The sequence below is a fragment of the Lentibacillus kimchii genome (assembly GCF_055381965.1).
The window spans coordinates 2,161,147-2,184,750 of sequence record NZ_AP043934.1 but is presented as its reverse complement, the minus strand read 5'-3'; the positions used below and the strand labels follow the sequence as shown (position 1 = coordinate 2,184,750).

Here is a 23,604-nt window from a genome sequence, read left to right as displayed (position 1 = left end):
AGGAACGTTTTATTCTCTTTAAATAGCCCTCATTATTCCAGTATAATGATTTACAAAGACAATCAACAATAGGAGAGGTCTTAATGAGCAAAAAAAACATCCATGTGGTTGGTGCTGTTATTGTCAATCTGGAGCAAATTCTTTGTGCTCAGAGAGGTGAGACAAAAACATTACCCTATAAATGGGAATTTCCTGGTGGGAAAATAGAAGAAGGGGAAAGCGCTAAACAAGCTCTTCAGCGGGAGATACAAGAAGAAATGCGTTGTGATATTCAAGTTGGTGAACAAGTCGATCATACCGTCTATGAATACGACTTTGGGATTGTTCATTTAACAACGTTTTATTGTGAACTGCTGAAAGGTGAGCCAGTCTTGACCGAACATGCAACATTCACGTGGTTGCCAAAAGAAGAATTACTAACACTCGATTGGGCTGCGGCTGATATTCCAGCAGTCGATAAGTTAGCTAGAGATTAATTGACAACTAAAATGAATTACACTTGTATTGCGGTGATTATGTGGAAGATTTTTTAAGTAACTTAGAGAATTCTTTATATAAAGGGTTTATTGATCAGAATATTGGTACAGCAGGCAGATATAAACCTGAGTTATTAGTGAACGATACGCGAGCGAATGAACATGTATTAACATCTCTGGTTGACGAGCTTGATACTTGTCAGTCATTCATTTTTTCGGTGGCATTTATTACAGAAAGTGGTCTTGCTACTTTAAAATCCCAATTGTTGGATCTCAAAAGAAGAGGTGTGCGTGGACGCATTTTAACGTCTACGTTTTTACATTTTAATCAGCCCAAAGTATTCAAAGAGCTCATGAAGATTACGAATGTAGAAGTTCGACTAACCAGTTTAGAAGGATTTCATTCAAAAGGTTACATATTCGACCATGATCAACATGTTTCGTTGATCGTTGGTAGTTCAAATCTTACGGCCCAAGCCTTAAAAGTAAACTATGAATGGAATATAAAAGTCACATCCCATCAGAATGGTGAGGTTATTGCACACTTTAAAGATCAATTTGAAAGGGCATGGGAGCAAGCCAGTCTATTAACCGACGATTGGATTGCGAGCTATGAAGCCATGTATGAGCCTGAAACTTACGAGACAGCAAACAAAGTGATGGAATTACCTAAAACGTACGGTGCCAATCCAGTAAGAGAAGCCGTAACGATTCAGCCAAATAAGATGCAGGAAGAAGCCTTGAAACATATACAAGCTGTTAGAGATGAAGGGCAGGATAGAGGACTTGTTATTTCTGCAACCGGAACGGGCAAAACGTACTTAGCAGCGTTTGATGTCCGTCGTGTGGCCCCAATACGTATGTTATTTATTGTTCATCGTGCGCAAATTTTAGAACAAGCCATGGCCGATTTCCAACGCGTTATGGGAGGAATGGACAAAGATTTTGGCATTCTATCAGGTTCGAGCAAGCAAACAAATGTGACGTACTTATTTGCAACGATACAAACGATCTCCAAACAAGATGTGTTAAATCAGTTTAGCACTCAGGAATTTGATTATATTTTAGTTGATGAGGTTCATAAAGCAGGAGCTTCTTCCTATTTAAAAGTCCTTGATTATTTCAATCCCGACTTCTTGTTAGGTATGACTGCCACGCCAGAGCGCACGGACGATTTTAATATATTTGAGCTATTTAATTACAATATTGCGTATGAAATCCGGCTGCAAGAGGCCCTTGAAGAGGATATGCTCTCCCCGTTTCACTATTTTGGTGTGACTGATTTTGAATATAACGGGCAACTCATTGATGATACGACGATGTTATCCAATCTTGTAACAGATGAGCGCGTTGAACATATTATGGACAAGGTTCATTATTATGGTCACTCAGGTGACAGGGTTAAAGGGATCATGTTTTGCAGCCGCCAACAAGAAGCTATTGAACTATCACAAGCTTTGAATGAAAGAGGTTACCGGACAGCTGCGCTAACAGGAAAGAGTTCACAAGAGGAAAGATTGCATCAGGTCGACCGTCTCGAAAATGGTGCGCTCGACTATATTTTGACTGTCGATATTTTTAATGAAGGTATTGATATTCCTAGCATTAATCAGATCGTCATGTTAAGGCAGACCGCATCCAGTATCGTTTTCATTCAGCAATTAGGCCGTGGACTACGCAAACATGGGTCCAAAGACTTTGCCACAATCATCGACTTCATTGGTAACTATAAAAACAATTATTTAATACCGATTGCTCTATCAGGAGATGGATCGCAAAACAAAGATAATATCCGCAGACGTACGACAGAAAGCAGCTATATTAAAGGTGTTTCTACTGTCAACTTTGAAGAGATTGCAAAGAAACAGATATTTGACTCGATCAATGCGAGTAAGTTGACGTCGATGAGGACAATTCAAGATGCTTTTGCAGCATTGAAAAATCGCATAGGTAGAACGCCTTATCTGTATGATTTTATCATAAATCATTCAATTGATCCTGTTGTTATTGCGAACAAATTTAAAAATTATTATACCTTCTTAATCAAAATGAGGGAGGATGTTCAAGGATTTTCTTCTTATGAAACTAGTATTCTAACGATGTTCACCTTAGAATTTTTAAATGGGAAACGTCAGCATGAACTGATTCTACTTGATCAGTTATTAAGAAAACAGACAATAACCTATAACACTTACCTGGACGCTTTACGAGATTCTGGTTGTTTGGTTGATCAGGATACTCTGAAGTCGGTGCATCGCATATTTAATTTATCTTTCTTCACACAAAAGGATAAGGATAAGTATGGTACGATGCCAATTGTTCAATGGGACGCAGATAACAACTACTCTTTTAATCATAAAATACAAAAGAGTTTAGAGGTTAATACCCAGTTCAAGCATTTAGTCGAGGATGTTATTCAAACCGGTTTGAAACGAAGCGAGAGGTATGGAACAGGAAACGGACTCACCCGTTATGAAAAATACACGAGAAAAGATGTATGCAGACTATTAAATTGGGACAAAGATGAGAAAGGTACGATGTTTGGTTATAAAGTCAAACATCAGACATGTCCGATATTTGTGACGTACCACAAAGACTCTCAAGTTGATGATAGTGTAGCTTACGGCGATGAGTTGATAAGTCCAGAAATAATGAAGTGGGAATCGCGAAACAATGTCAATATCTCATCTAGTGAAGTACAAAAAATTATCTATGCGAAAGAACAGGGGATAGATATTCATTTGTTTGTCAAAAAAAGCGATGATGAAGATGGGGGCGACTTTTATTATCTAGGGAGACCATTGCCAGATAAAAGGTCGGTCGAGCAAACAACCATGCCGAATACAAAAGGACAAATGGTCCCAGTCGTTCATATGAATATGGTTTTAGATCAACCGATTGAGCAACGAATGTATCATTATATCGTTGATGCGTAAGTTAGTGGTTGATCATTTGAATTGGTAAAAGCGAACAGTTTTTGGACTGTTCGCTTTTGTTGTCATATGAATCGCCATTTTTTAGAAACCTAACTTCTTACGATTACTCACTCGGACGTGTGACCACCAATTTGCCCCGGGCATGTCTGGTTTCTGTTTTTTGAAGAGCATCTAAGCCTTGTTCAAATGGATAAGCGTTTTCGATAACCAGCTTAATTTTGTCGTCAGCAATGTTTTGAACAAGCTGAATAACCTCTTTTTGACTATCATCATGATGGCCGATTTGCTCAACGGTTATATCACGTTCAGCTTCAAACTGGCCGCCTGATACGGTGATGACTCTTCCACTGTCCTTAACAATGTCCATGCTGTCTTTTCCAGTTTCCGGCTGTATAGCCAAAGCAGCTGTCACACCGCCATTGGACCACTCGTTAATGTGCGTTTGCCAGTCAGGGTCATGATAATCGACCGTTTTTTCTGCACCAAGGGATTCCATATAGTCATGATTTTGAGCTGAGGCTGAGCCGGCTACGTGGATGCCTTTAGCTGCTGCCAGCTGAATGACAAAGGTGCCGATCGCTCCGGATGCGCCAGCGATGAAAAGCGAATCGCCTTCATTAAGGCTAAGGGAACGCATACTTTCCAGTGCAGTGTTACCTGCAACGGGAATGGCTGCGCCCTGCTGAAAGCTAAGAGCATCAGGCATAGGGATAAGTGCTGTCTGATCAGTTACAGCATATGCTGCCCACGCACCGCCTTTTGGCTGCAGAGTGGTCATAAATATCACGCGATCGCCAACTGCAAAATCGGTCACTTGCTTGCCGGTCTGCACAATTTTGCCTGCTCCTTCAGTGCCAATTGGATAGGGAAAATCAGTATTCTTTGGAATAAAAAATCGATCGTGAATACCAACGCCAAACGCCTCCACCTGCACGAGAACTTCATTATTACTAATCTCAGGAACTGCGACGTCCGCGATTTCGACATGGTTACTGCTCGAATCTGTTCGTACAAATGCTTGCATGGTGCATACCTCCTCAGATCAAGATGTTTATTGGAAATTGCTAAGAGTTTATTCCGTGTCAGCAAGCAGGAGTAAGTCCGCCGTTTTTGTAGCTTGCTGAATACAATGTCAATTAAAGGTGAATGAGTCAGAAAAGTCAAAGGAACTGTTTATAATGACTGATAATGCAGCCTGAGCTGCCAGTCTGTTAGTCATTCCTTAAAATATTTCCTGGGTAATAAAATGTGAAATAGTGTCGAAGGATATTTGATTTTTTGACATTATACCGTCCGGACGGTATAATATAACTATAAACCAAATTGAAAGGAATTATGCTGTGTCTAAACAAGAAACGCAAGATAAAATTCTCGAAGCTGCTGCAGGTATTGTGCAATCAGATGGAATACTGGATTTAACATTGGAAGGGACGGCGAAACGCGCTGGAATTAGTAAAGGCGGTCTGCTTTATCATTTTCCATCTAAAGATGCGCTGATCGGAGGAATGATTCAACACCTGATGCAGCGCTACAAAGATTTCATTAATCAAGAGGCCAGTGATGATCCCTCACAGCAGGGGAAATGGACACGGTCATTTATCAAAGGAACGTTCCAGCAAAGTTCGGCAGATGAAAGTATGGATGCAGGCCTGATGGCTGCTGCTGGCATTAATCCTGATTTATTAAAACCAGTGCAGGAAGCTTATCAGGGATGGCAAAGCAATATTGAGCATGATGGACTTGAGCCTGTTAATGCCACGATTTTGCGTTTAGCAGTCGACGGGCTCTGGTTTTCAGAAATATTCGGTTTGGCGCCATTAAATGAAACGCGGCGTCAACGTGTTTTAGAAAGGCTTATTCAGCTGACAAGGGAGGAATGAACTGATGCGGGGAATGGTTTATCTTCTGATTGCAACAATTGGGGAGGTGGTTGGGACAACGGCCTTAAAAGCAAGTAATGGATTTAGTAATCTGTTTCCGTCTATTATTGTGATAATCAGTTATAGTTTTTCTTTTTATCTTTTGGCCCAGTCATTAAAAACGATCCCTTTAGGTATTGGTTATGCTGTGTGGTCGGGAATTGGTACGGCGATGACAATTTTGATTGGTGTATTGGTGTGGAAAGAGTCGTTGTCATTGGCAGGCGTTCTGGGTGTTCTCCTGATTTTCTCAGGCGTTCTCATCCTGAATTTGAAAGGAACTGTGGCCGGCTAGCTTTGCTGTAGTATTTATTTGCTTTTGATAAATGTAAAATGCTACGATAGTTTTAAAGTGTTTAAACTATTAAATTGTAACTTAATATAGTTTGATTTTAATAATGGGAGGAATAGCGTGTGAGCACTAAGCAACAATATATTGATGGACTATGGGTAGACGCCATCTCAGCTAAAACGCGGGAGATTATTAACCCATTTAACCAGGAAGTTATTGCTGAGGCAGCTGAAGGTGATGCATCGGATGCCCAAAAGGCTATAATGGCTGCACGAAACGCATTTGATCAGGGTTCCTGGCCTCAGACACCTGCGACCGAACGCGGAAGAATTGTTGGTAAAATCGCTGACTTGATTGAGCGGGACAGCGAAGAACTGGCAGAACTTGAATCACATGATACGGGCAAAACAGTCGAAGAGAGCCGCGGTGATATGGAAGATATTGCTGGCGTGTTTCGCTATTATGCGGAAATCGCTGATAAAGATGGCGGGGAAGTCATCGACTCACCCGTTTCAGATTCTGTCAGTCGGGTTGTCAAAGAACCTGTGGGCGTCTGCGGTCAGATTACACCATGGAATTATCCGCTGCTTCAGGCTTCCTGGAAGCTTGCACCAGCGCTTGTCGCCGGTAATACGCTGGTGATCAAGCCGAGTGAAATCACACCGCTGACCCATGTCAAAGTGTTTGAATTGATAGAGGAGGCAGGTGTACCTGCAGGTGTGGCCAATTTAGTCCTTGGTGCAGGTGATACGGCAGGCGCTGAGCTCTCCCGAAATACGGATGTTGATCTGATTTCATTTACCGGAGGCATTAAAACCGGCAAAAAGATCATGCAGGCAGCCAGTGTTAATGTTAAAAAACTGGCACTCGAACTGGGCGGTAAAAACCCAAATGTGATATTTGCTGATGCAGCGTTTGATACCGCTGTTGACCAGGCTCTCAATGCTGTCTATTTCCACGCCGGGCAAATTTGCTCAGCCGGTACGAGACTAATTGTCGAAGAAAGCATCCATGATGACTTTGTCCAGGCTTTAGTCGACCGCGTTAAAAATATTAAACTTGGAAACGGTTTTGATGACACAACACAGATGGGGCCTTTAATTTCACAGGAGCATTTAGATAAAGTAACGAATTATGTCGAAACGGGCGTTCAGGAAGGTGCAACGGTGGCAGTCGGCGGACAAAAACCTGATGATCCGGCTTTGCAAGATGGTTTCTTCTATTTGCCGACTGTATTGACCAATTGTACAACCGATATGGATGTGGTCCAGCAGGAAGGATTCGGGCCAGTCATCACGGTTGAGACATTTAAGACAGAAGATGAAGCTATTAAGCTGGCAAATGACTCAATTTATGGACTTGCCGGAGGTGTCTGGACCAGCGATATCGCTAAGGCCGAGCGCTGTGTCGCCAGAATGCGTATGGGCACTGTCTGGATTAATGAAGTTAACTTCTATTTTCCACACGCGCCATGGGGCGGTTTCAAACAATCCGGTATTGGCCGTGAACTCGGAAAAGCAGGTTTGGATGAATATCAGGAAACCAAACATATTTACCATAATCTAAACCCGGAACCGGATCACTGGTTCTAACATAATACTTGTAACAGCATAAGCAAGCAAAATAGGGATTCTTACAAAAGTGCGAACCACTAGAATGACACTTGTGTGACTAAACCCGCTCCGGTTGCTTATCGATACTATTAGATTAATAGGTTTCACTTAAAAGAGGATGCCGTTATTCAGGCATCCTCTTTCATAGTTGGTTAATCGGCTGTATACGGCTCTTCCTGCGTTACGCCAATTTCATTTAGTGGTATTGTCGTCGTTCCAATGGTAATATCATAGTTAACAACCCGGTTATTGACCGGAACAATGGCAGATCTGTATAGTGTTGGGAATACTGGTACTTCCTCAACCATCAGCTCTTGCCAGTCATTATAGACGTCTTGTCGATAGTCCTGATCGAATGCTTTTTCGGAGATGCCTTTCTCGAGAAGTTCATCATTTTCCTCACTGGCATAACGTGAGAAGTTAAACAGAGCGTCACGTCCGTATAAGCCTTGAGGGTTGACGTCAAAAGCGACGGACCAGGCACCTTGATAGATATCAACCTCAGGGTCATCCTCGCCTGTTTGACCGATCTTTTCATAAAACGTGTTAAACTCCAGCAGACGGCCATTTAAGAGCTCTACGTTCAGACCGACCTTTTCCCAAGCCTGAATATAATACTTGGCTAATGGTTCTGCTGTGTCACCGCCGGACATTGATGCGAAATTGATAACCAGCTCCTCACCATCCGGGTCTTCGCGGAAGCCGTCATCGTTTGTATCTTTATATCCGGCTTCATCAAGCAGTTTTTTTGCTTTTTCCGGATCAAATTTCCGTCCCATGTTGTCGTCATCATGATACGTTGGATGAGACGGTGGAATCAGCGTTGTTGCATTCCAGCGCAGGCCGTGGTAAAACTTCTCGCCGACGGTATCATTGTCGACAGCGTGCCACATGGCCTGCCGTAGCTTTTTGTTGGCCATTTTAGCATCTGGGTCAGGAGCAACTGTGTCATTTTCATTGTCCCAAGTCCCCAGTTTGAAGCCGATATACGTGTACGACCGGTCGATGGTGCCCAAGTATTCGACATTACTCATGTCAGCATTTTCCGGATATTGATCGGCCGGGAAGCTATCGACAATGTCGACCTTACCGCTTTCATATGCTTGCACGACAGTATTCGGGTTAACTGTTTTAATGATAACTTTGTCAAGGTTCGGTTCACCGCGCCAATAATCCTCATAGGCCGATAGTGTTACAGATTCGCCTGGCACGATTTCCTCAACTTTATACGGCCCAAATCCGATTGGGTTTTCCCGTACTTCTGGTGATTCGGGTATGTCTCCAACGGGCATATCTCCGAAAATATGCTTAGCCATCGGGTAAGACCAGATAGCCCCAGTTTTCAGGGAAGGTGTTGCTTCCTTAAAGGTAACTTTCATTGTTTTGTCATCAACGACTTCAATGCCGGATATGGAATCAGCTTCTCCATTATGATAGGCGTCCATGCCTTCAATATTACGAAAATCTGCTGTGTAGCGTGGTCCGTCGTAATCCGGATGGCCGATGACTTCATGGGCGAATTCCCAGTCCTCAGCCGTAACCGGTTCACCATCATGCCAGTTGACATCATCGCGTATGGTGAAGGTAAAGGTACGGTCATCATCAGACACTTCATAGGTTGCGGCCCCATCTTTTGTAATGGTATACTCTTCAAAATCTAAAAGTGTTCCGCCAAACCAATCGAGAATTTCACCATCATAGGTGCCATCGTAGTATTGCCAATTCAAAGATCCCTCAAAAGCTGTATCTGTTACGAGACCATAATTCAGTGTACCGCCATCCATGGGCTCGCCTTCATTTGTTTTAGCAGGATCGAAGTCGTCTATCGAATACAGTTTATCATCGGACGCTTCGGCCTTGTCTCCGTTTCCGTCTTTGTCTTCGTCAGAGTCGCCCTCTTGCTCCTCGCTGTCTTTACCATCATCTGTATTGTCTTCCGCCTCATCAGACTCTCCGCTGCAGGCTGAAAGTGTCAATAGGAGCACTAACATCAGTGCGAACCATGTCTTAAATAAGTAAGATTTCGCCATTCAACAGACCTCCCTTGTTATTTAATCTTAAATACTGGTATAACCACACCTGAATACTATCTGCATGGCTAACCATGACCTCTTCTTCAAATTAATCACCCCCTTCGCTGTCTGGCATCAGCTGCACGCTTGAGTGCCTGCCCGACATTGTTAACACTCAGCATTAAGACAAAAACCATAAGCGATGCCGGCAGCCAAATCCACCACCTTTGTTCAAGGGTTGTCGGGTTTTTGGCATAACTGATCAGCGTCCCCAGACTTGGTGTATCTTCCGGCAAGCCGAATCCCAGAAAGGACAACCCGGACTCCAGGCCGATATTATTGGCTAAGTTCAATGTCATCGTTACAATAATCAAAGAGCTTATATTCGGTAAAACCTGACTAAACATTGTTTTCAGATTTGATGAACCGAGTGTTTTGGAGGCCTGTGCATAATCCAGTTCTCTTTCCTGCAGGGCCTTTGACCTAATCAATCTGGCAATTCCCATCCACAAAAATAGTGTCATGATAAGTGAAAAGGATACCACGCCGTATTTCGGAACCAGTGCTACAAATACAATCACGATCATTAAGAAAGGAAGTATAAGGAAAAAGTCCAGAATACGCATCATAATATTGTCAATGTGTCCGCCGAAATAACCGGATATCAAGCCGTAGACAACGCCAATGATACCTGTCAACAGTGTGACAAGAACGCCAATTGAGATAGAATTCCTCGTACCGACAATTAATTGACCAAAAATACCTCGGCCGCCATAATCCGTCCCCAGTAGAAATTCGTCCGAAGGCGGCTCATGGATTGCAAATAAATCAACTTTAACAATGTCCTCATGATTTAGAATAAGCGACGTTCCATAGACAAACAGCATCACAGCAACTAAGAAAATTAAAGATAGCAGTGCTACTTTGTCACGGACGATTTCCCGCCAGAAAATGCGCAAGCCGGATGGACTTTCATTTTCAGCGGACTGATTTAATGTTTCGTTTGCCGGCTGCTCATATTTATTCTCCATTTCAGTCACCTCAGAGTCATTGGATTTCTTATTTAATACGGATGCGAGGGTCTACAATACTTAATATAATGTCCGAAATCAGCGCTCCGAGAACAGAAGCTGTTCCGAGCAGCAAAACAACGGATGTTACCACGGTATAGTCGCGTTGTGTTATCGAGTTTAAAAACAGCTGTCCCATTCCGGGGTAACCAAAAATTTGTTCGACAAATACCGTTCCGCCTATTAAACCGGTCAGTTCGAAGCCGAAAAAAGCAGCAATGGGCAAAAGCGAATTGCGTAAAATATGGCGGTTGTAGACTCTGGATTCAGATGCCCCTTTTGCACGTGCTGTAATAATAAAATCTTTCTGTTTCGTATCAATGATTTCACTGCGCAAATACTGCACCGTATTGACGGTTGTAATCAAACCAAGTGATAGGGCTGGCAATAATAAATGATTGAGCCGGCTCAGAAAGTACTCCCATGTGCCTGACTCGGTTCCTGGGGTAACACTCCCGCTTGTCGGGAACAGACCCAATTTAAAGCCAAAAATCCATAACATAATGAGTGCGAAAATAAAAATAGGTGTGGCGAACCCAATATAGGTGTAGCCGGTTATCGAGCTGTCCAGTAATGAGTCATTAAATCGGCCGCTTGTCAGTCCTAATGGAACAGCAATGGCATAGGTGATAACCAGCGTAAATACCCCGAGCCAGAAGGAATTGACGGCCCGCTGCCAAACCAGTTCCGAAACATCCATTTTATGGACCATCGACTGACCGAAATCTCCATGAAATATACCAGTGATCCAGTCGGTATATTTAACATACCACGGGTCATTCAATCCTAGTTGCTCCCGTTGCTCAGCAATCGCCTCCGGGTCAATACTTGGATCAATCTGGCCCGTTAACGCGTCACCTGGCATGGCTTGTGACATTAAAAACACGATAACGCTCAACAAAAATAATTGCGGTATCATAATGAAAATGCGCCGTAAAGTAAATTTCCACATATTTGGTCAACCTTTCTCTGGCAAGGCTACTAGATGCGTATCTGATATTTGTTTGAGATCATATGCACGTCCGTTATCACCGAAGTAATCGTTATAAGATGCTTCATACGTTTTCTCCACCTTCTGACGGTGACTGATCATTTCCTGACGGTTTTGGGGGTTGATGTCCGGTATAGCCGCAACAAGCCGTTTTGTATAGATATGCTGCGGGTGATTGAAAATGTCCTCAACTGTTCCTTCTTCAACATAGCGTCCGTTATACATAATGCCGATATCGTCGCACATATGCCTGATAACGCCTAAATCGTGGCCGATAAAAATATAGGTGAGTCCTAATTCCTCCTGGATATCTTCCATGAAATTGAGAACCTGAGCCTGCACTGATACGTCAAGCGCCGATACGGGTTCATCTGCAATAATCAGCTTCGGTTTCAGGGCGATAGCTCTGGCAACACCGATACGCTGCCGCTGACCACCGGAAAACTGAAAAGGATATTTCATAATATCGTCAGGACTTAGACCAACCAGTTCCAGCAAATTCTGGATACGTTTTTTTTCTTCCTTATTGGATAATTTCTCATAGTTGCGCAATGGCTCAGCAATAATATCCAGGACACGTTTCCGTGGGTTAAGTGATGAATAAGGATCCTGAAAAATCATTTGAACTTCCTGGGGGATATCGATTGCCGCTTTTTTCGGGTTTGTAATATCATAGCCATTATAAAGAATCCGTCCTGATGTCGGTTGATTTAAGCCAATAATGGCACGGCCTGTTGTTGTTTTGCCTGAACCTGATTCGCCAACGAGTCCATAAGTTTTTCCTTCCTCGACTGAAAATGAAACACCGTCCACAGCCCTGATATGATCAACCGTTCGCCCAAATATACCGCCTTTAACCGGGAAGTGTACCTTTAAATTGTCGACTTCAAGAAACCCCATGGTGCTGATCCTCCTTTCCTTCATCCGGGAAGTAAAATGACTGATAACACGTGCAGCGGACAAAGTGACCGGGACTTATTTCTCGCAGCTGGGGATGGTCTTCATGTGCTGATTGGTCGATCCAGGGGATTCTGGAACGGAAACGACAGCCCTCACGCGGCATTTTTTTAAGTGAGGGAACGATACCCTGAATGACATGAAGTTTCGAGTCAACAGCCTCCAAACTTGGCACTGAACTTAAAAGCGATCGGGTATAGGGATGCTGCGGATTGTTAAACAGTGTGTAAACATCCGTGATTTCGACCATTTGTCCCGCATACATCACAGCTACACGATCGGCCATTTCTGCGACTACGCCTAAATCGTGTGTGATTAAAATAATGCCGGCATGCATACTTTCTTTCAGATCATTAAGCAAATCGAGAATTTGCGATTGAATGGTGGCGTCCAGTGATGTGGTCGGTTCATCTGCAATTAATACTTCCGGGTCATTGGCGATCGCAATCGCAACCACTGCACGCTGGCGCATACCGCCTGACAGTTCGTGCGGAAATTGATTGTACACGTGGGCAGGAAATGTGATGCCTACCTTGTCAAGTAAAGATATGGCCGTCTTTTTGCGCTTGTCTTTGGACAGCTTTTTATTGTGCAGCAGAAGAATTTCCGTGATCTGGTCACCAATCGATTTCAATGGATTTAATGCCGTCAGCGGGTCCTGAAAGATCATGCCCATCTGATCACCGCGCAATTTATTAATCTGCTTTCGTGCATAAGTTGTGATATCATCACCTTTGAATAAAATATCACCTTCAATTCTGGCCCGATTATGCAGCTGCATAATCGAGAAGGCTAGGGCACTTTTTCCACAGCCCGATTCCCCAACGACCGCGAGTACTTCATTTTCATTGAGTGTCAGCGATACATCATCCACCGCTGCATAATAGGCGTCTTCAATCTGAAATGATGTCGTCAGATTATTAATGTTCAGTAACGTTTTTGTCAATGTCATCACCCTAATGCCTAAATTTAGCTTCCGGATGTTTCCCATTCATAAGCGTTTGCGGCTGAATTCAGAGCCTTTTGCCAACTGTCCGGGTGTAAATTTCAAACTTAACTGAAAATTACTACATTGAATTATAAGTTAAAACTATGCATTTGACAAGTAATTTTCTTAATTTTTAACTAATTTTTTGTTTTCATGAACATGGTAAAGCAACCGGGAAGCTAAAGATCGTTTTATCTAATGTGAAATGGCAGGAGGGAGGGTGACAGAAACGGCTCATGCCAGGGGTGGTGTTGAAACAGAAGTATCAGGATGGCCCAAGCTTACATTAAAAGACCCAAGCTGACGATGTGACGAAAACCTGGGTCTCATTAAACCATGTCTTAGAAGCGTATGGGTCGAGCTTGTCTATTTTTCGAGCTGCTGCAGTAATTTTTCATAAATACTTAAGAATTGCTCGACTTCCTTGTCAGTCAACGTTTCAAATAATGCCTGTCGCAACGTATGTCCTGTTTGTTGGGCGTCCGTGAGAGCCTGCTCTCCTTGTTCTGTGATAGCCAGCAATACTTTACGACGGTCCTGCTCATCATATTGGCGAACGGCGTAGTCCTGATTAATAAGCTTATTGGCCACATTCGTTATCGAGCCGGGTGTGTAGCCGAGTTCCTTGGCTACAGCAGTTGGCTTGCTAGGTCCTTGCAAGTGCAGCTGATGTAACGCGAGAATAGAAGAAATACCAATCGGATGCGAATAATTCTCATAGAAACGAATCAGCAATGCATCGTTAAAACGCTCCGCTAAACGAATGAGATGAAAGATGGAATCGTTCATTCTTTGGCTCTCAAAACTTCACAGAGCCGCCATCAACGTTGATTGTCTGGCCTGTAATGTAAGAGGAATCCTCACTTGCCAGGAATACGGCCGCATGCCCGATATCTTCTTCGAGTTCACCAAAACGCCGCATCGGAATGTTTTCCAGGACTTGCTGATAATATTCCGGTTCTTCTTTTGCCCACTGCTGAACGCCGGGAGAGTTGGCAATCGGAGCAATCAGATTCACATTAATGCTGTCTTTGCCAAATTCATTTGCTGTCACTCGTGTCAGGGCACGGATTCCTTCTTTTGCTGCAGCATAAGCACCTTGAGTAGCATGGCCTTCAATTCCGGCACCTGAGGCAAAGTTAATGATATTCCCTTCTGTTTTCTGCAAATGCGGAATAGCTGCTTGCATCAAGTAAAATGTTGGATAGAAGCCAGTGTTAAATGACAAATCCAGATCCTGCTGGGTTATCTCCAGGAAAGGTTTAGCTTTTGAAGCATGTGCATTGTTAACCAGAATATCCAACTTGCCGAACTTGTCTACAACCTGGTCGACAATGTCTTTTAACTTATCATGATTGGCCAGGTCAGCCTGAATGAACATTGATTCCGGCTGATGTTTCTGCAGTCGCTCGACAACTTTTTGGCCGGACTGCTCATCGAGGTCTAAAATCGCAACTTTTGCTCCTTCTTTAACAAAAGCTGTGGCGATTCCCTGGCCAATACCGCCGGCACCGCCAGTAATAATGGCTACTTTATCTTGCAGTTTACCCATCGTTATCACTCCTTCGTTAGGTTACCTAATTATTTTAACACTAAAATAGGCGAATTTAAAATAAGAAGGTAGTTTGCCGGGCAAGTGTAACCATTTACAGCTTTGATGGATTGCTGGATTTTCCTGACTGGCTCAGGCTCAGCCATGTGTCTGTCTTTCACTATATACCGACGCTTCCGTCCGATGATTTCAAGATCATTCCTGTTACGCTACATTTCCTGCAATTTTTCAATACGGCTCTCAATAGTAGGGTGGGTTGCCCAGAGGCTGCCGCGTTTTTTTCGGTTCTTTTTACGGGGAACGTCGATATACATTGCAGCTGTTGCATCATCAGCCCGCTCCACATCATTTGAGTCACCACTGATTTTCTTTAAAGCGCTGATCATGCCAGCCGGATTTCGTGTCAATTCTACTGATGTTGCATCGGCTAAATATTCCCGGTTTCGTGAGACTGCAAGCCGGACAAACTGAGCGGCAAGCGGTGCCAGAATGACCAGGACGAGAGCGACGATCATTAAAAGCGGATTGCGTTTTTGATTGTCACCCCGGCCGCCGCTGAATAACAGCATGTGTGATCCGAATTGTGCGATGACGACAATCACACCGACAAGCGCGATGCAAATGGTCATTAACCGAATATCATAGTTGCGGATATGACCCAGCTCGTGCGCGATTACGCCGGAGAGTTCCTCACGGTTCAGCTTATCGAGCAAGCCCGTGGTTACGGCGACAGACCCTTTTTCCGGCTTAATACCAGTCGCAAATGCATTAGGTGATGCTTCCTCGATTACATGGATCTTAGGCTTGGGGATGCGGGCAGCAATTGACAACTCTTCCACAATATTTACCAGTTCAGGATAATCATCACTTGTTACTTCCTTTGCCCCAGACATGCTGAGGACCTGAGAATTCGCTGACATAAAGGTGATAGGAACGTAAATGGCCAGAATGATCAGCGTGACGACCAGGCTTGTCCAGGGACTATGACCGAATAAATACCCGATTGCCCACCCAATTGCCAAAACGAGGATTGTGAATAGAGTCACCAGCAGCATTGTTTTGCGTTTGTTTTGGGCGATTTGTTCATACAGCATAGGCTTCCTCCATTAGAAATTCACGTCAGGTGCTTCGCGCTCTTCTTCCGGTATTGTCAGTTGATCTTCGTGCTGGAAATTGAACATATTGGCCATAAGATTCGCTGGAAATGATTCGCATTTAATGTTGTAGTCGGCGACGGTTTTATTGTACAGCTGACGCGAGTAGGCGACTTTATTCTCCGTTGTGGTCAGTTCTTCCTGCAGTTCCCGGAAGTTCTCATTCGCTTTGAGATCCGGATAGGATTCCGATAGGGCGAAAATTGATTTCAAACTCCCCTCGATTTCGTTATCAGCATCAATCCGTTCCTGAGGTGTACCGCTCACAAGCTGGTTGCGCGCCTGAATGACATTTTCCAGTGTCTCCTGTTCATGGGATGCGTAGCCTTTCACCGTATTAACCAGATTAGGGATCAAATCATGACGGCGTTTCAGCTGGACGTCAATCTGACTCCATGCTTCCTGCACCCAATTTTGATACTTAACCAGTTTGTTGTAAGTCGTAATCAGCAATATCGCAATGATCACGACAACCGCAATAATGATAATTGTTGTCCACATTACTATCTACCTCACTTTTAATAGGTGCCAGGTACATAAACAATTCAGAATTGTTTATGTACCTGGTACCTTAAATCTTGCAGCCCGGTATACGTGCTGTTTGCTTTCGGGTGCGAAGCCATAAATCGTTGCTTCGAACACGTCTTCGCTGCTGTCAGTTACTTCGACAATTTTGGAGGAACGGCCGGTTCCTGTTTGAATATAACCAGATGTAATAAGACGGTTGCCTGTTTCCGGCAGCCAATCGGCGTCGCCCACAATTGGTGAAAAGAAGGCTTTTCCGCGTTCTTCGCCGTAGGACCATACCTCTTCAACTGTCTGGTTTGTTTCATGGACCCGGTATTGTACAGCCCGGCTGAACGTTTGACTAAGCTGCTGGTCTCCACGTGTGAGAACGTTATTATTGTCAAACAGCAGAATATCCAGTGTTTCTGGGTTACCATCCTGATCGGGCAGTGTCATAACGGCATGCGGTCCGCCCGGGTATTTGAAATGATCGCCTATGGGTGTCAATAATGTGTTTTCCCATGACGCTGGCCAGTTTTCAGGTGAGGCAAGAATCCAATCTACCTCACCTTCAGGGAAACTGTGTTTCATGACTAAATCCTGGTGTCTTGCTGTCATAATCACTTTTCCATCGTCTTCTCTGTCCGCCCATATGGCGTTGTTATGCAGCCAGTCACCGCCATCCTCTGAAAAGCTGTCTGGAAAGATTGACCGGTAGTTAAGGCTGTTTATGGGCTTGCCTGTATGCCGGTTGAATTCGGTGAGTTTGTCTTTTACACTCAAGGATGTTTCCTGATGGGTTGTGACAAGCAGATTATGATTGGCGCGTTTGATCGCATCCGTATTAACTGCAGTCTTGGGAATGTCCTCTTTTGGATAGATGGTCCATGCATTATAAATCTGACCAAGCAAGTCTGTTTCTATGATGCGGTTATGTTTTGTTTCTTTATTCGGCTTAGTATAGATTAAAAAGTTCCCGTCTTCAGTCGGTTTGAACAGTTGTCGGATATTAATTTTGCTGTACCAGCGCACCTCGCCTTTATGGTCGATAGCAAAAGCGTAGTGGGCGCTTGGCACGATAAATGTCAGCCCATTTTCCATTTTTTCTTTATCTGCGTTAGTCACGCTCACCCGTAAAAAATCCTTCGGTAATGCTTGTGTTTTTATCTGAATGGTATTGGTTGTCGTTTGCCCGGAGTGTGTAGTTGCGGTAATGGTAACCCGGTTTCGTTTGTTAGCATATAAGCCAATAATCGGGATCTGGTGAATAGTATGATAGCCTGGAACTGTTTTTTCAATTGGCGTGTCACCATGAATCATTAAAGTGATCGATGCCGGTTTTTTTGTTGTAAATTGAACAAGCGCCGACAAAGGTGCAACCCGATAAGGATTCAATTGAACAAAAGGATTGTTCAATGAGTGCACGCGATAATTAAATGCCCGTCTCAGCCGCTTTCTTATTTGCTGCTGTTTATGCATGCGGGGCATGTTGCGCTGCGAGATAGCCACTTGTCTTCCCTCCTTAAATACAAATGTAACCACTCCTAAGTATACAATAAATTGAATTCGTGTTCCAGTTCATGGGTATCGCTGCGTTTTAAATTCCAGACATAAATTGTTGCACGCATGTAATATAATACGGTAGAATATGAGATATTCTGCATTTGGCAGTGCTGGTCAAATAGAATTGTATTAATTTTTGCATATATCCAAATTGCATGACGTAATAGATTGATAGAAACATCCAAAGACAGACTAGGGGGGGACTACAAATGAAAAAGAGTCTTATATGGCAGTTAATTGCTGCGTTTGTATTAGCTATTGTAACCGGTATCATTTTCGGCGATAAGATGGAGGTTGTTCAGCCGCTTGGGGATCTATTTCTCCGCCTGATCAAATTTATTATTACGCCTTTAGTGCTCGCCACATTAGTTGTTGGGGTCGCCAGCACGAGTGATGTGAAAAAGCTTGGGCGACTTGGCGGTAAAACGGTTATCTTCTATCTGGTAACCAGTATGCTGGCTATTACATTAGGGATTGTTGCCGGGAAACTGTTTTCGCCAGGCAGCGGTATAGATATATCCTTAGAAGGAAAAGAGGCGCCTGAACCGACTGAAACGGATGGTGTCATTCAGACGATCTTAAATATTGTGCCAACGAATCCGTTTGAAGCACTGGCATCAGGCAATATTTTGCAAATTATCTTTTTTGCGTTACTGATTGGTATTGCTATTACACTTGTTGGTGAAAAGGCACAGCCGGTCCAGCGGTTCTTTGACGGACTGGCAGAGGTTATGTATAAGATCACCGGAATGGTTATGGCAATTGTACCGATTGGTGTTTTCGGACTTTTAGCGCCTGTCGTCGGCGAGTATGGCGCCGATGTATTGCTGCCGTTAATTAAACTTGTTCTGGCAATGCTTGCAGCTTGTGTTATTCAGCTGGCCATTGTGTATGCTTTAATCGTCAAGCAATTTGGCAAAATGAGTCCTATCCGTTTCTTTAAAGGGATCTTTCCGGCAACGGCCGTGTCTTTCAGCACCAGCAGCAGTTCAGGAACACTGCCGGTAACGATAAAAAGTGCTCAGGAGAACCTTGGTGTTTCCAAAGAGGTCAGCACTTTTGTGCTGCCGCTGGGTGCGACAATCAATATGGATGGAACCGCCCTGTATGTTGGTCTGTGTTCCATGTTTGTTGCCCAGTATTTTGGTATCGACTTGTCGATTTCACAAATGGCTACAGTCGTGCTGGTCGGGACACTTGCCTCGATCGGAACAGCTGGTGTGCCAGGTGCAGGCCTGATTATGCTGACAATGGCGTTAAGTGCTGTTAATCTGCCGTTGCAGGGTATCGCGCTGGTTGGCGGCATTGACCGGATCCTGGATATGATGCGCACATCGGTGAATGTGACAGGGGATGCTGCTGCGAGTGTGGTTGTTGATGCGACTGAAAAGCGGAAACTGGAGAAACAGAAGAAGCAGAAGCAGTCTGCTTAGCGTTAAGGCAATAAGGCTGCTCCGGAAATAGACGCCGCTTTCCGCGGGCGCTGGTGAGCTTCCTCGTTCTCGCCACGTCCGCGGGCATTTTGGCGCAGTCTCTGCTTCCGCAGGATTCCCCATATTTTCTTCGCTAAATCCAGCTTCTTTTGAGTCTGCTTAAATTTTTCGTATTAATAAATATAAGAAGTAAGGTGCGCCAATTAAAGCGGTGACGATACCGGCAGGCATGCCATTAGGTTCAATCAAATGAAGACCAATTGTATCTGCAAGCATAAGAAGCCAGCCCCCGACAAGCGTCGCGACCGGGATTAAGAGTCCGTGACGCGGACCAACCAGGGCACGTGCAATGTGCGGTGCCATTAAGCCAATAAAGGCAATGCCTCCCGTCACAGATACCGCAGCAGCCGCCAAGGCAACGGCTGCCAGAAGCAGGGTTAACCGTTCCCGTCCCAAGGCAACACCGAGTCCAATGGTTGTCGATTCATCCAGGCTGAGTATATCGAGACGGCGGGCTTTCCATAGGGCATATGGAATCAGGATAATAAGCCAGGGGAGCATGGCACCAGCAAAGACCCAGTCGGTTCCCCAAACACTTCCCGCCAGCCAATTGGAAATAAAGTCAACCTTTTCACGGCTTGCTGTCGAGATCAGTACAATCATCACCCCTGATAGCGCCATCGAAAAGCCCACACCCACCAGAACCAAACGAACCGGCTGAAAACCGGTGAAGCGGCTGTAGGAAAAGACATAAATCAATCCAGCTGTTAAGAAAGCTCCAATGAAAGCAACGACAGGCAATACATATACAAATGAATCTGCTTCAATTGGGAAGAAGAGGAAGAATACAGCGATGGCGACACCTGCTCCATTGTTAATCCCAATGATGCCAGGATCGGCCAGATCATTGCGTGTCATGCCCTGCAGAATAGCACCAGAGACACCCAGTGCCATACCGGCAAGAAGTGTGACGGTTAACCGGGGCAAGCGTATAGAAAACAGGATGAAATTTTCTTTTAAATCACCGTTGCCCAGGAGAACGGCAGGCAATCGGCTGTACGGGAGAGACGCATCCCCGAGACCCATTCCGATAAAAGCGGTCGCGATGATTAATAAACTAAAGCCTAATAAAATCAGGCGTTGTTTGTGATGCAATGATGTACGGATCATGAGAAAGTGCGGCCTCCCTTATGGATAACAATCAGGAAAAATGGAAGCCCGAATATAGCGATAATCGCAGCAACCGGCGTTTCATAGGGGGCGTTCATCGTGCGGCTCAGTGTATCCGCCCATAACATGAACGCTGCGCCAGCAATTGCCGACATAGGTACGATGAATCGATAATCCGGTCCAACGACTGCCCTCACAATATGCGGAATCATCAAACCAAGGAAGGCGAGGTTGCCCGCAAGAGCTACGGAAGCACCGGCAAGCAAAATGATGGCCAGAAACAGGAACGTTTTTATAAAGGTGGTTTTTTGGCCCAAGCCAACCGCAACATCCTGGTTCAGACTCAGAACGGTGAGATGACGTGAAAAGAGCAGTGCTATGATGATACCTGCCAGAATAAATGGTACGACAACCTCAAGCTGCTGCCAGACGGTGCTGGTCAGACCGCCTGCCGTCCACATTTTCACATCTTTTGAGAGTTTAAAGTAGAGACCTGTTCCATCTGCAATGGCTTCTAGAAAGGCTGAGACAGCAGCTCCTGCAAGCACAATCCGAAAAGGCGACAAACCGCCTTTTTTCATACCGCCAATGCCAACAACAAGGAGCATCCCAACTGCAGCGCCGATGAAGCAGGCAATCATAATCACAAATGTTGATGGTCCAGACCAAAAAGCGAGTGTGAGAGCGAGAGCGGCATTTGCTCCTGCTGTGAGTCCGAGCAGGCCCGGGTCTGCCAGCGGATTCCGGGTTACACCCTGCATCAATGCGCCTGATACGGCTAAGGCTGCACCCACAAAAACAGCTGCCGTCTCTCTCGGCAGGCGTATTTCGCGGATAAGAACGGCGGCGTCAGTTTTTGCGTGGAAGCCAAATGCTGCCAGGACATCATGCATCGTGGTATCGGCCGCCCCGAAGAATGCAGTCACCCCAAACGAGGCGAGCAAAAGGACAAGTGCTATGATAAATTTATAAAACATGGGAATGGTCTTTATGAATTTTGCCATGGCTCTCATCTTTCTGAATGCAGACTGGAAATACAAAAATTCTTTTTGTATGCTGGTTTTCGCTATACAAGCAACGGCAGGTTAAGATCGGTGTTTGCTATGATGGCCGAACAGATCGGGCATCATTGAATGATAGGACATTGCAAACGAAAAAGGCGGAATGTCTAGCCCGCCCATTCCGCCTTGATAAATTAGGATTCACCCAAAAAAGCCTCTTTGAATACATTCAATTCATAATCCAGGCTGATCGCATCATTAAAATGAAATGCGTTGGCATTCACGTGGATGACGTGATCGTTTTTGACAGCCGGAATATTTTTGTATGTCTCAGTATCCTGAAACGCATTGTCGGCACCCGGGTCTTCAGCGATAACCATATAGTCGCCAGCGTAGTCTGGAATCGCTTCTGGTGAAATAGAAAGATAACCTTGCTCTTCCGCTGATTCTTTCACGTTTTCCGGCATTTTCAGATCCATAGCCTGATAGAGGATTTCCGTTCCACGGGCCCAGTTATCACCATAAACGTAAAACTGTTTATCAAATTTCTCGGTAACTGAGATCGTTGTATCTGCGCCAATGTTGTTTTTGACTTTTTCTCCGAGATCCTCTGCCCGCTTTTTAAAGTCCTGTACCCATTCTTTTGCCTGATCTTTTTTACCGAGCAGCTTGCCGATTTCAATACGCTGATCTAAGTAACCAAGCTCCCCGTATGTGTAGGTGACGGTTGGGGCGATTTCTTCTAATTTATCACTATTTTTGACCGAGGACAGACCAATGATTAAATCTGGATCGAGATTTAAAATCTTCTCGACATTTTCAGCTGAGACAACCTCAGCATCCTTTACCTTATCTTTTAGCACAGGGCTTTTTTTCGCTCCCTGGTCGACGCCAACAATATCGCCATCCAGTGCTGCCACATCCCCGGCAAAGAAGGAGGTCAAAACGACAATGCGTTCAGGATCTTTTGGGACTTCAACAGGACCGTCTTCAGATTCATAGGTTCTCATAGCTTTGTCATCCTGGTCTTTGTCCATAGCTTTATCTTTCTGATTATCATCATCTGATGTCTCGCTGCACGCACTAAGCAAAAGCGCGGTTAAGAGCAGACAAAGGGCAAGTATTTTCTTCATGCTGATTTTCTCCTTTAAGCAGGTTATAGGTTAAACACATAGGTTTATTGGTTCTTGGGTCACGGCAAATATCAGCATCAATCGAGAAAACCTCGCGTAAAACATCACATTGGATAACATCTTCACTCGTACCAGTCTGAACAATGTCGCCATCTTTCATAGCAATGAGATGATCAGCGAATCTGGCCGCCTGATTTAAATCATGCAGCACCATCACGATCGTCCGGCTTTGTTCCAGATTCAATTGCTGAAGAAGTTCCAGCACTTCCAGCTGATGGGCCATATCCAGATAGGTTGTCGGTTCATCCAAAAAGATCATGTCTGTATCCTGTGCAAGCGACATGGCAATCCAGACGCGCTGACGCTGCCCGCCGGATAATGTATCGACTGACTCATTTCTTAACGCAGAAATATTTGTCACATCAAGAGCCCAGTCGATCAGTTCGCGGTCATATTGCTTTAAGCGTCCCAGACCTTTTTGATAAGGATAACGGCCGTAGGAGACGAGCTCGCGTACGGTTAAGCCGTTGGCGCTTTCAGGACTCTGTGGCAAGATAGCCATCTTCTGTGCAAGTGCCTTGGTTTTTTCCTTGGCAATGTCTTTTCCATCAACTAAAACAGATCCGGATTGGTGCGGGATAATACGTGTTAAGGCTTTTAGCAGTGTTGATTTTCCGCAGCCATTTGGTCCAATAATCGTAGTGATCTGATTTTGAGGGATTTCTACAGATAGATTCTCAATGATCGGCTGTTCGCCATAGCCGATCTCGATGTTGTCGGCGTTTACAGAGACCATGACATAACCTCCTATATAATCAAAAGGGCGTGAATTGAAAA

21 protein-coding genes are annotated in these 23,604 nt (G+C 44.5%); 6 read left to right on the top strand and 15 right to left on the bottom strand.

Translation table 11 applies throughout. The features are described 5' to 3' along the window. Positions 1-83 precede the first annotated feature (83 nt). Together ACZ444_RS11595 and ACZ444_RS11590 are read left to right on the top strand one after the other, a co-directional pair. Positions 84-476, top strand: coding sequence for a (deoxy)nucleoside triphosphate pyrophosphohydrolase (locus tag ACZ444_RS11595; protein ID WP_382357916.1), 393 nt, complete (start codon positions 84-86; stop codon positions 474-476). A 41-nt stretch (positions 477-517) separates the two neighbouring features. Next, positions 518-3,412 (top strand): DEAD/DEAH box helicase, encoded by a 2,895-nt coding sequence (locus tag ACZ444_RS11590; protein ID WP_382357915.1) that lies wholly within the window; start codon positions 518-520, stop codon positions 3,410-3,412. A 103-nt stretch (positions 3,413-3,515) separates the two neighbouring features. Here the strand turns inward: ACZ444_RS11590 and ACZ444_RS11585 are convergent, their stop codons facing one another. Continuing rightward, on the bottom strand, positions 3,516-4,436 hold the full coding sequence (locus ACZ444_RS11585; RefSeq protein WP_382357914.1) for an NADP-dependent oxidoreductase: 921 nt from the start codon (positions 4,434-4,436) through the stop codon (positions 3,516-3,518). Positions 4,437-4,752: 316 nt separating this feature from the next. Here ACZ444_RS11585 and ACZ444_RS11580 point away from each other — a divergent pair, with 316 nt between their 5' ends. From ACZ444_RS11580 to betB, 3 genes are all read left to right on the top strand, one after another. Continuing rightward, positions 4,753-5,292, top strand: coding sequence for a TetR/AcrR family transcriptional regulator (locus ACZ444_RS11580; protein ID WP_382357913.1), 540 nt, complete (start codon positions 4,753-4,755; stop codon positions 5,290-5,292). A gap of 4 nt (positions 5,293-5,296) precedes the next feature. Beyond that, a complete protein-coding gene (locus ACZ444_RS11575) occupies positions 5,297-5,626 on the top strand; it encodes a DMT family transporter (protein ID WP_382357912.1) in 330 nt (109 codons plus the stop codon). A gap of 119 nt (positions 5,627-5,745) precedes the next feature. Further along, positions 5,746-7,215, top strand: a complete 1,470-nt coding sequence (gene betB / locus ACZ444_RS11570; protein ID WP_382357911.1) for a betaine-aldehyde dehydrogenase — start codon at positions 5,746-5,748, stop codon at positions 7,213-7,215. 173 nt (positions 7,216-7,388) lie between these two features. On the opposite strand, the gene opp4A is transcribed toward betB, so the two are convergent. The 10 genes from opp4A to ACZ444_RS11520 all read right to left on the bottom strand — a co-directional run bounded on the left by opp4A (position 7,389) and on the right by ACZ444_RS11520 (position 17,976). Further along, a complete protein-coding gene (gene opp4A, locus ACZ444_RS11565; RefSeq protein WP_382357910.1) occupies positions 7,389-9,266 on the bottom strand; it encodes an oligopeptide ABC transporter substrate-binding protein in 1,878 nt (625 codons plus the stop codon). A gap of 95 nt (positions 9,267-9,361) precedes the next feature. After that, entirely contained in the window at positions 9,362-10,279 is a 918-nt protein-coding gene (locus ACZ444_RS11560) for an ABC transporter permease (RefSeq protein WP_382357909.1), read from the bottom strand. Between the two features lie 28 nt (positions 10,280-10,307). Continuing rightward, positions 10,308-11,270 (bottom strand): oligopeptide ABC transporter permease, encoded by a 963-nt coding sequence (gene opp4B, locus ACZ444_RS11555; RefSeq protein WP_382357908.1) that lies wholly within the window; start codon positions 11,268-11,270, stop codon positions 10,308-10,310. A 6-nt stretch (positions 11,271-11,276) separates the two neighbouring features. Further along, positions 11,277-12,209, bottom strand: a complete 933-nt coding sequence (locus tag ACZ444_RS11550; protein ID WP_382357907.1) for an ABC transporter ATP-binding protein — start codon at positions 12,207-12,209, stop codon at positions 11,277-11,279. Continuing rightward, positions 12,196-13,212: an ABC transporter ATP-binding protein gene (locus ACZ444_RS11545; protein WP_382357906.1), complete on the bottom strand. Its 1,017-nt coding sequence runs from the start codon at positions 13,210-13,212 to the stop codon at positions 12,196-12,198. Before ACZ444_RS11545 ends, ACZ444_RS11550 begins: the two co-directional genes overlap by 14 nt. A 408-nt stretch (positions 13,213-13,620) precedes the next feature. Continuing rightward, on the bottom strand, positions 13,621-14,043 hold the full coding sequence (locus tag ACZ444_RS11540; RefSeq protein ID WP_382357905.1) for a MarR family winged helix-turn-helix transcriptional regulator: 423 nt from the start codon (positions 14,041-14,043) through the stop codon (positions 13,621-13,623). Positions 14,044-14,053: 10 nt separating this feature from the next. Beyond that, the gene (locus ACZ444_RS11535) at positions 14,054-14,806 is read right to left on the bottom strand and encodes an SDR family NAD(P)-dependent oxidoreductase (protein WP_382357904.1); all 753 of its coding nucleotides are present in this window, start codon (positions 14,804-14,806) and stop codon (positions 14,054-14,056) included. Between the two features lie 209 nt (positions 14,807-15,015). Beyond that, on the bottom strand, positions 15,016-15,900 hold the full coding sequence (gene htpX / locus ACZ444_RS11530) for a zinc metalloprotease HtpX (RefSeq protein ID WP_382357903.1): 885 nt from the start codon (positions 15,898-15,900) through the stop codon (positions 15,016-15,018). Positions 15,901-15,912: 12 nt separating this feature from the next. Continuing rightward, entirely contained in the window at positions 15,913-16,461 is a 549-nt protein-coding gene (locus ACZ444_RS11525; RefSeq protein WP_382357902.1) for a LemA family protein, read from the bottom strand. Between the two features lie 54 nt (positions 16,462-16,515). Continuing rightward, positions 16,516-17,976, bottom strand: a complete 1,461-nt coding sequence (locus tag ACZ444_RS11520) for an aryl-sulfate sulfotransferase (protein WP_382357901.1) — start codon at positions 17,974-17,976, stop codon at positions 16,516-16,518. Between the two features lie 263 nt (positions 17,977-18,239). Between ACZ444_RS11520 and ACZ444_RS11515 the strand changes: the two genes are divergently transcribed. Continuing rightward, entirely contained in the window at positions 18,240-19,463 is a 1,224-nt protein-coding gene (locus tag ACZ444_RS11515; protein ID WP_382357900.1) for a dicarboxylate/amino acid:cation symporter, read from the top strand. A 159-nt stretch (positions 19,464-19,622) separates the two neighbouring features. Here ACZ444_RS11515 and ACZ444_RS11510 read toward each other — a convergent pair whose 3' ends face one another. The 4 genes from ACZ444_RS11510 to ACZ444_RS11495 all read right to left on the bottom strand — a co-directional run bounded on the left by ACZ444_RS11510 (position 19,623) and on the right by ACZ444_RS11495 (position 23,563). Then, entirely contained in the window at positions 19,623-20,633 is a 1,011-nt protein-coding gene (locus ACZ444_RS11510) for a FecCD family ABC transporter permease (protein WP_382357899.1), read from the bottom strand. After that, positions 20,630-21,637: a FecCD family ABC transporter permease gene (locus ACZ444_RS11505; protein ID WP_382357898.1), complete on the bottom strand. Its 1,008-nt coding sequence runs from the start codon at positions 21,635-21,637 to the stop codon at positions 20,630-20,632. Before ACZ444_RS11505 ends, ACZ444_RS11510 begins: the two co-directional genes overlap by 4 nt. 191 nt (positions 21,638-21,828) lie before the next feature. Next, positions 21,829-22,767 carry an iron-hydroxamate ABC transporter substrate-binding protein gene (locus ACZ444_RS11500; RefSeq protein WP_382357897.1) on the bottom strand — a complete coding sequence of 313 codons (939 nt, stop codon included), beginning with the start codon at positions 22,765-22,767 and terminating at the stop codon, positions 21,829-21,831. After that, positions 22,718-23,563 (bottom strand): ABC transporter ATP-binding protein, encoded by an 846-nt coding sequence (locus ACZ444_RS11495; RefSeq protein ID WP_382357896.1) that lies wholly within the window; start codon positions 23,561-23,563, stop codon positions 22,718-22,720. Before ACZ444_RS11495 ends, ACZ444_RS11500 begins: the two co-directional genes overlap by 50 nt. Positions 23,564-23,604 lie beyond the last annotated feature (41 nt).

What these genes read in the sequence shown, in the direction of transcription:
- ACZ444_RS11595 (WP_382357916.1), top strand. Translation starts at nt 84, where the DNA reads ATGAGCAAAAAAAACATCCATGTGGTTGGTGCTGTTATTGTCAATCTG.
- ACZ444_RS11585 (WP_382357914.1), bottom strand. Translation starts at nt 4,436, where the DNA reads ATGCAAGCATTTGTACGAACAGATTCGAGCAGTAACCATGTCGAAATC.
- ACZ444_RS11575 (WP_382357912.1), top strand. Translation starts at nt 5,297, where the DNA reads ATGCGGGGAATGGTTTATCTTCTGATTGCAACAATTGGGGAGGTGGTT.
- opp4A (WP_382357910.1), bottom strand. Translation starts at nt 9,266, where the DNA reads ATGGCGAAATCTTACTTATTTAAGACATGGTTCGCACTGATGTTAGTG.
- ACZ444_RS11560 (WP_382357909.1), bottom strand. Translation starts at nt 10,279, where the DNA reads ATGGAGAATAAATATGAGCAGCCGGCAAACGAAACATTAAATCAGTCC.
- opp4B (WP_382357908.1), bottom strand. Translation starts at nt 11,270, where the DNA reads ATGTGGAAATTTACTTTACGGCGCATTTTCATTATGATACCGCAATTA.
- ACZ444_RS11550 (WP_382357907.1), bottom strand. Translation starts at nt 12,209, where the DNA reads ATGGGGTTTCTTGAAGTCGACAATTTAAAGGTACACTTCCCGGTTAAA.
- ACZ444_RS11540 (WP_382357905.1), bottom strand. Translation starts at nt 14,043, where the DNA reads ATGAACGATTCCATCTTTCATCTCATTCGTTTAGCGGAGCGTTTTAAC.
- ACZ444_RS11535 (WP_382357904.1), bottom strand. Translation starts at nt 14,806, where the DNA reads ATGGGTAAACTGCAAGATAAAGTAGCCATTATTACTGGCGGTGCCGGC.
- htpX (WP_382357903.1), bottom strand. Translation starts at nt 15,900, where the DNA reads ATGCTGTATGAACAAATCGCCCAAAACAAACGCAAAACAATGCTGCTG.
- ACZ444_RS11525 (WP_382357902.1), bottom strand. Translation starts at nt 16,461, where the DNA reads ATGTGGACAACAATTATCATTATTGCGGTTGTCGTGATCATTGCGATA.
- ACZ444_RS11515 (WP_382357900.1), top strand. Translation starts at nt 18,240, where the DNA reads ATGAAAAAGAGTCTTATATGGCAGTTAATTGCTGCGTTTGTATTAGCT.
- ACZ444_RS11510 (WP_382357899.1), bottom strand. Translation starts at nt 20,633, where the DNA reads ATGATCCGTACATCATTGCATCACAAACAACGCCTGATTTTATTAGGC.
- ACZ444_RS11505 (WP_382357898.1), bottom strand. Translation starts at nt 21,637, where the DNA reads ATGGCAAAATTCATAAAGACCATTCCCATGTTTTATAAATTTATCATA.
- ACZ444_RS11500 (WP_382357897.1), bottom strand. Translation starts at nt 22,767, where the DNA reads ATGAAGAAAATACTTGCCCTTTGTCTGCTCTTAACCGCGCTTTTGCTT.
- ACZ444_RS11495 (WP_382357896.1), bottom strand. Translation starts at nt 23,563, where the DNA reads ATGGTCTCTGTAAACGCCGACAACATCGAGATCGGCTATGGCGAACAG.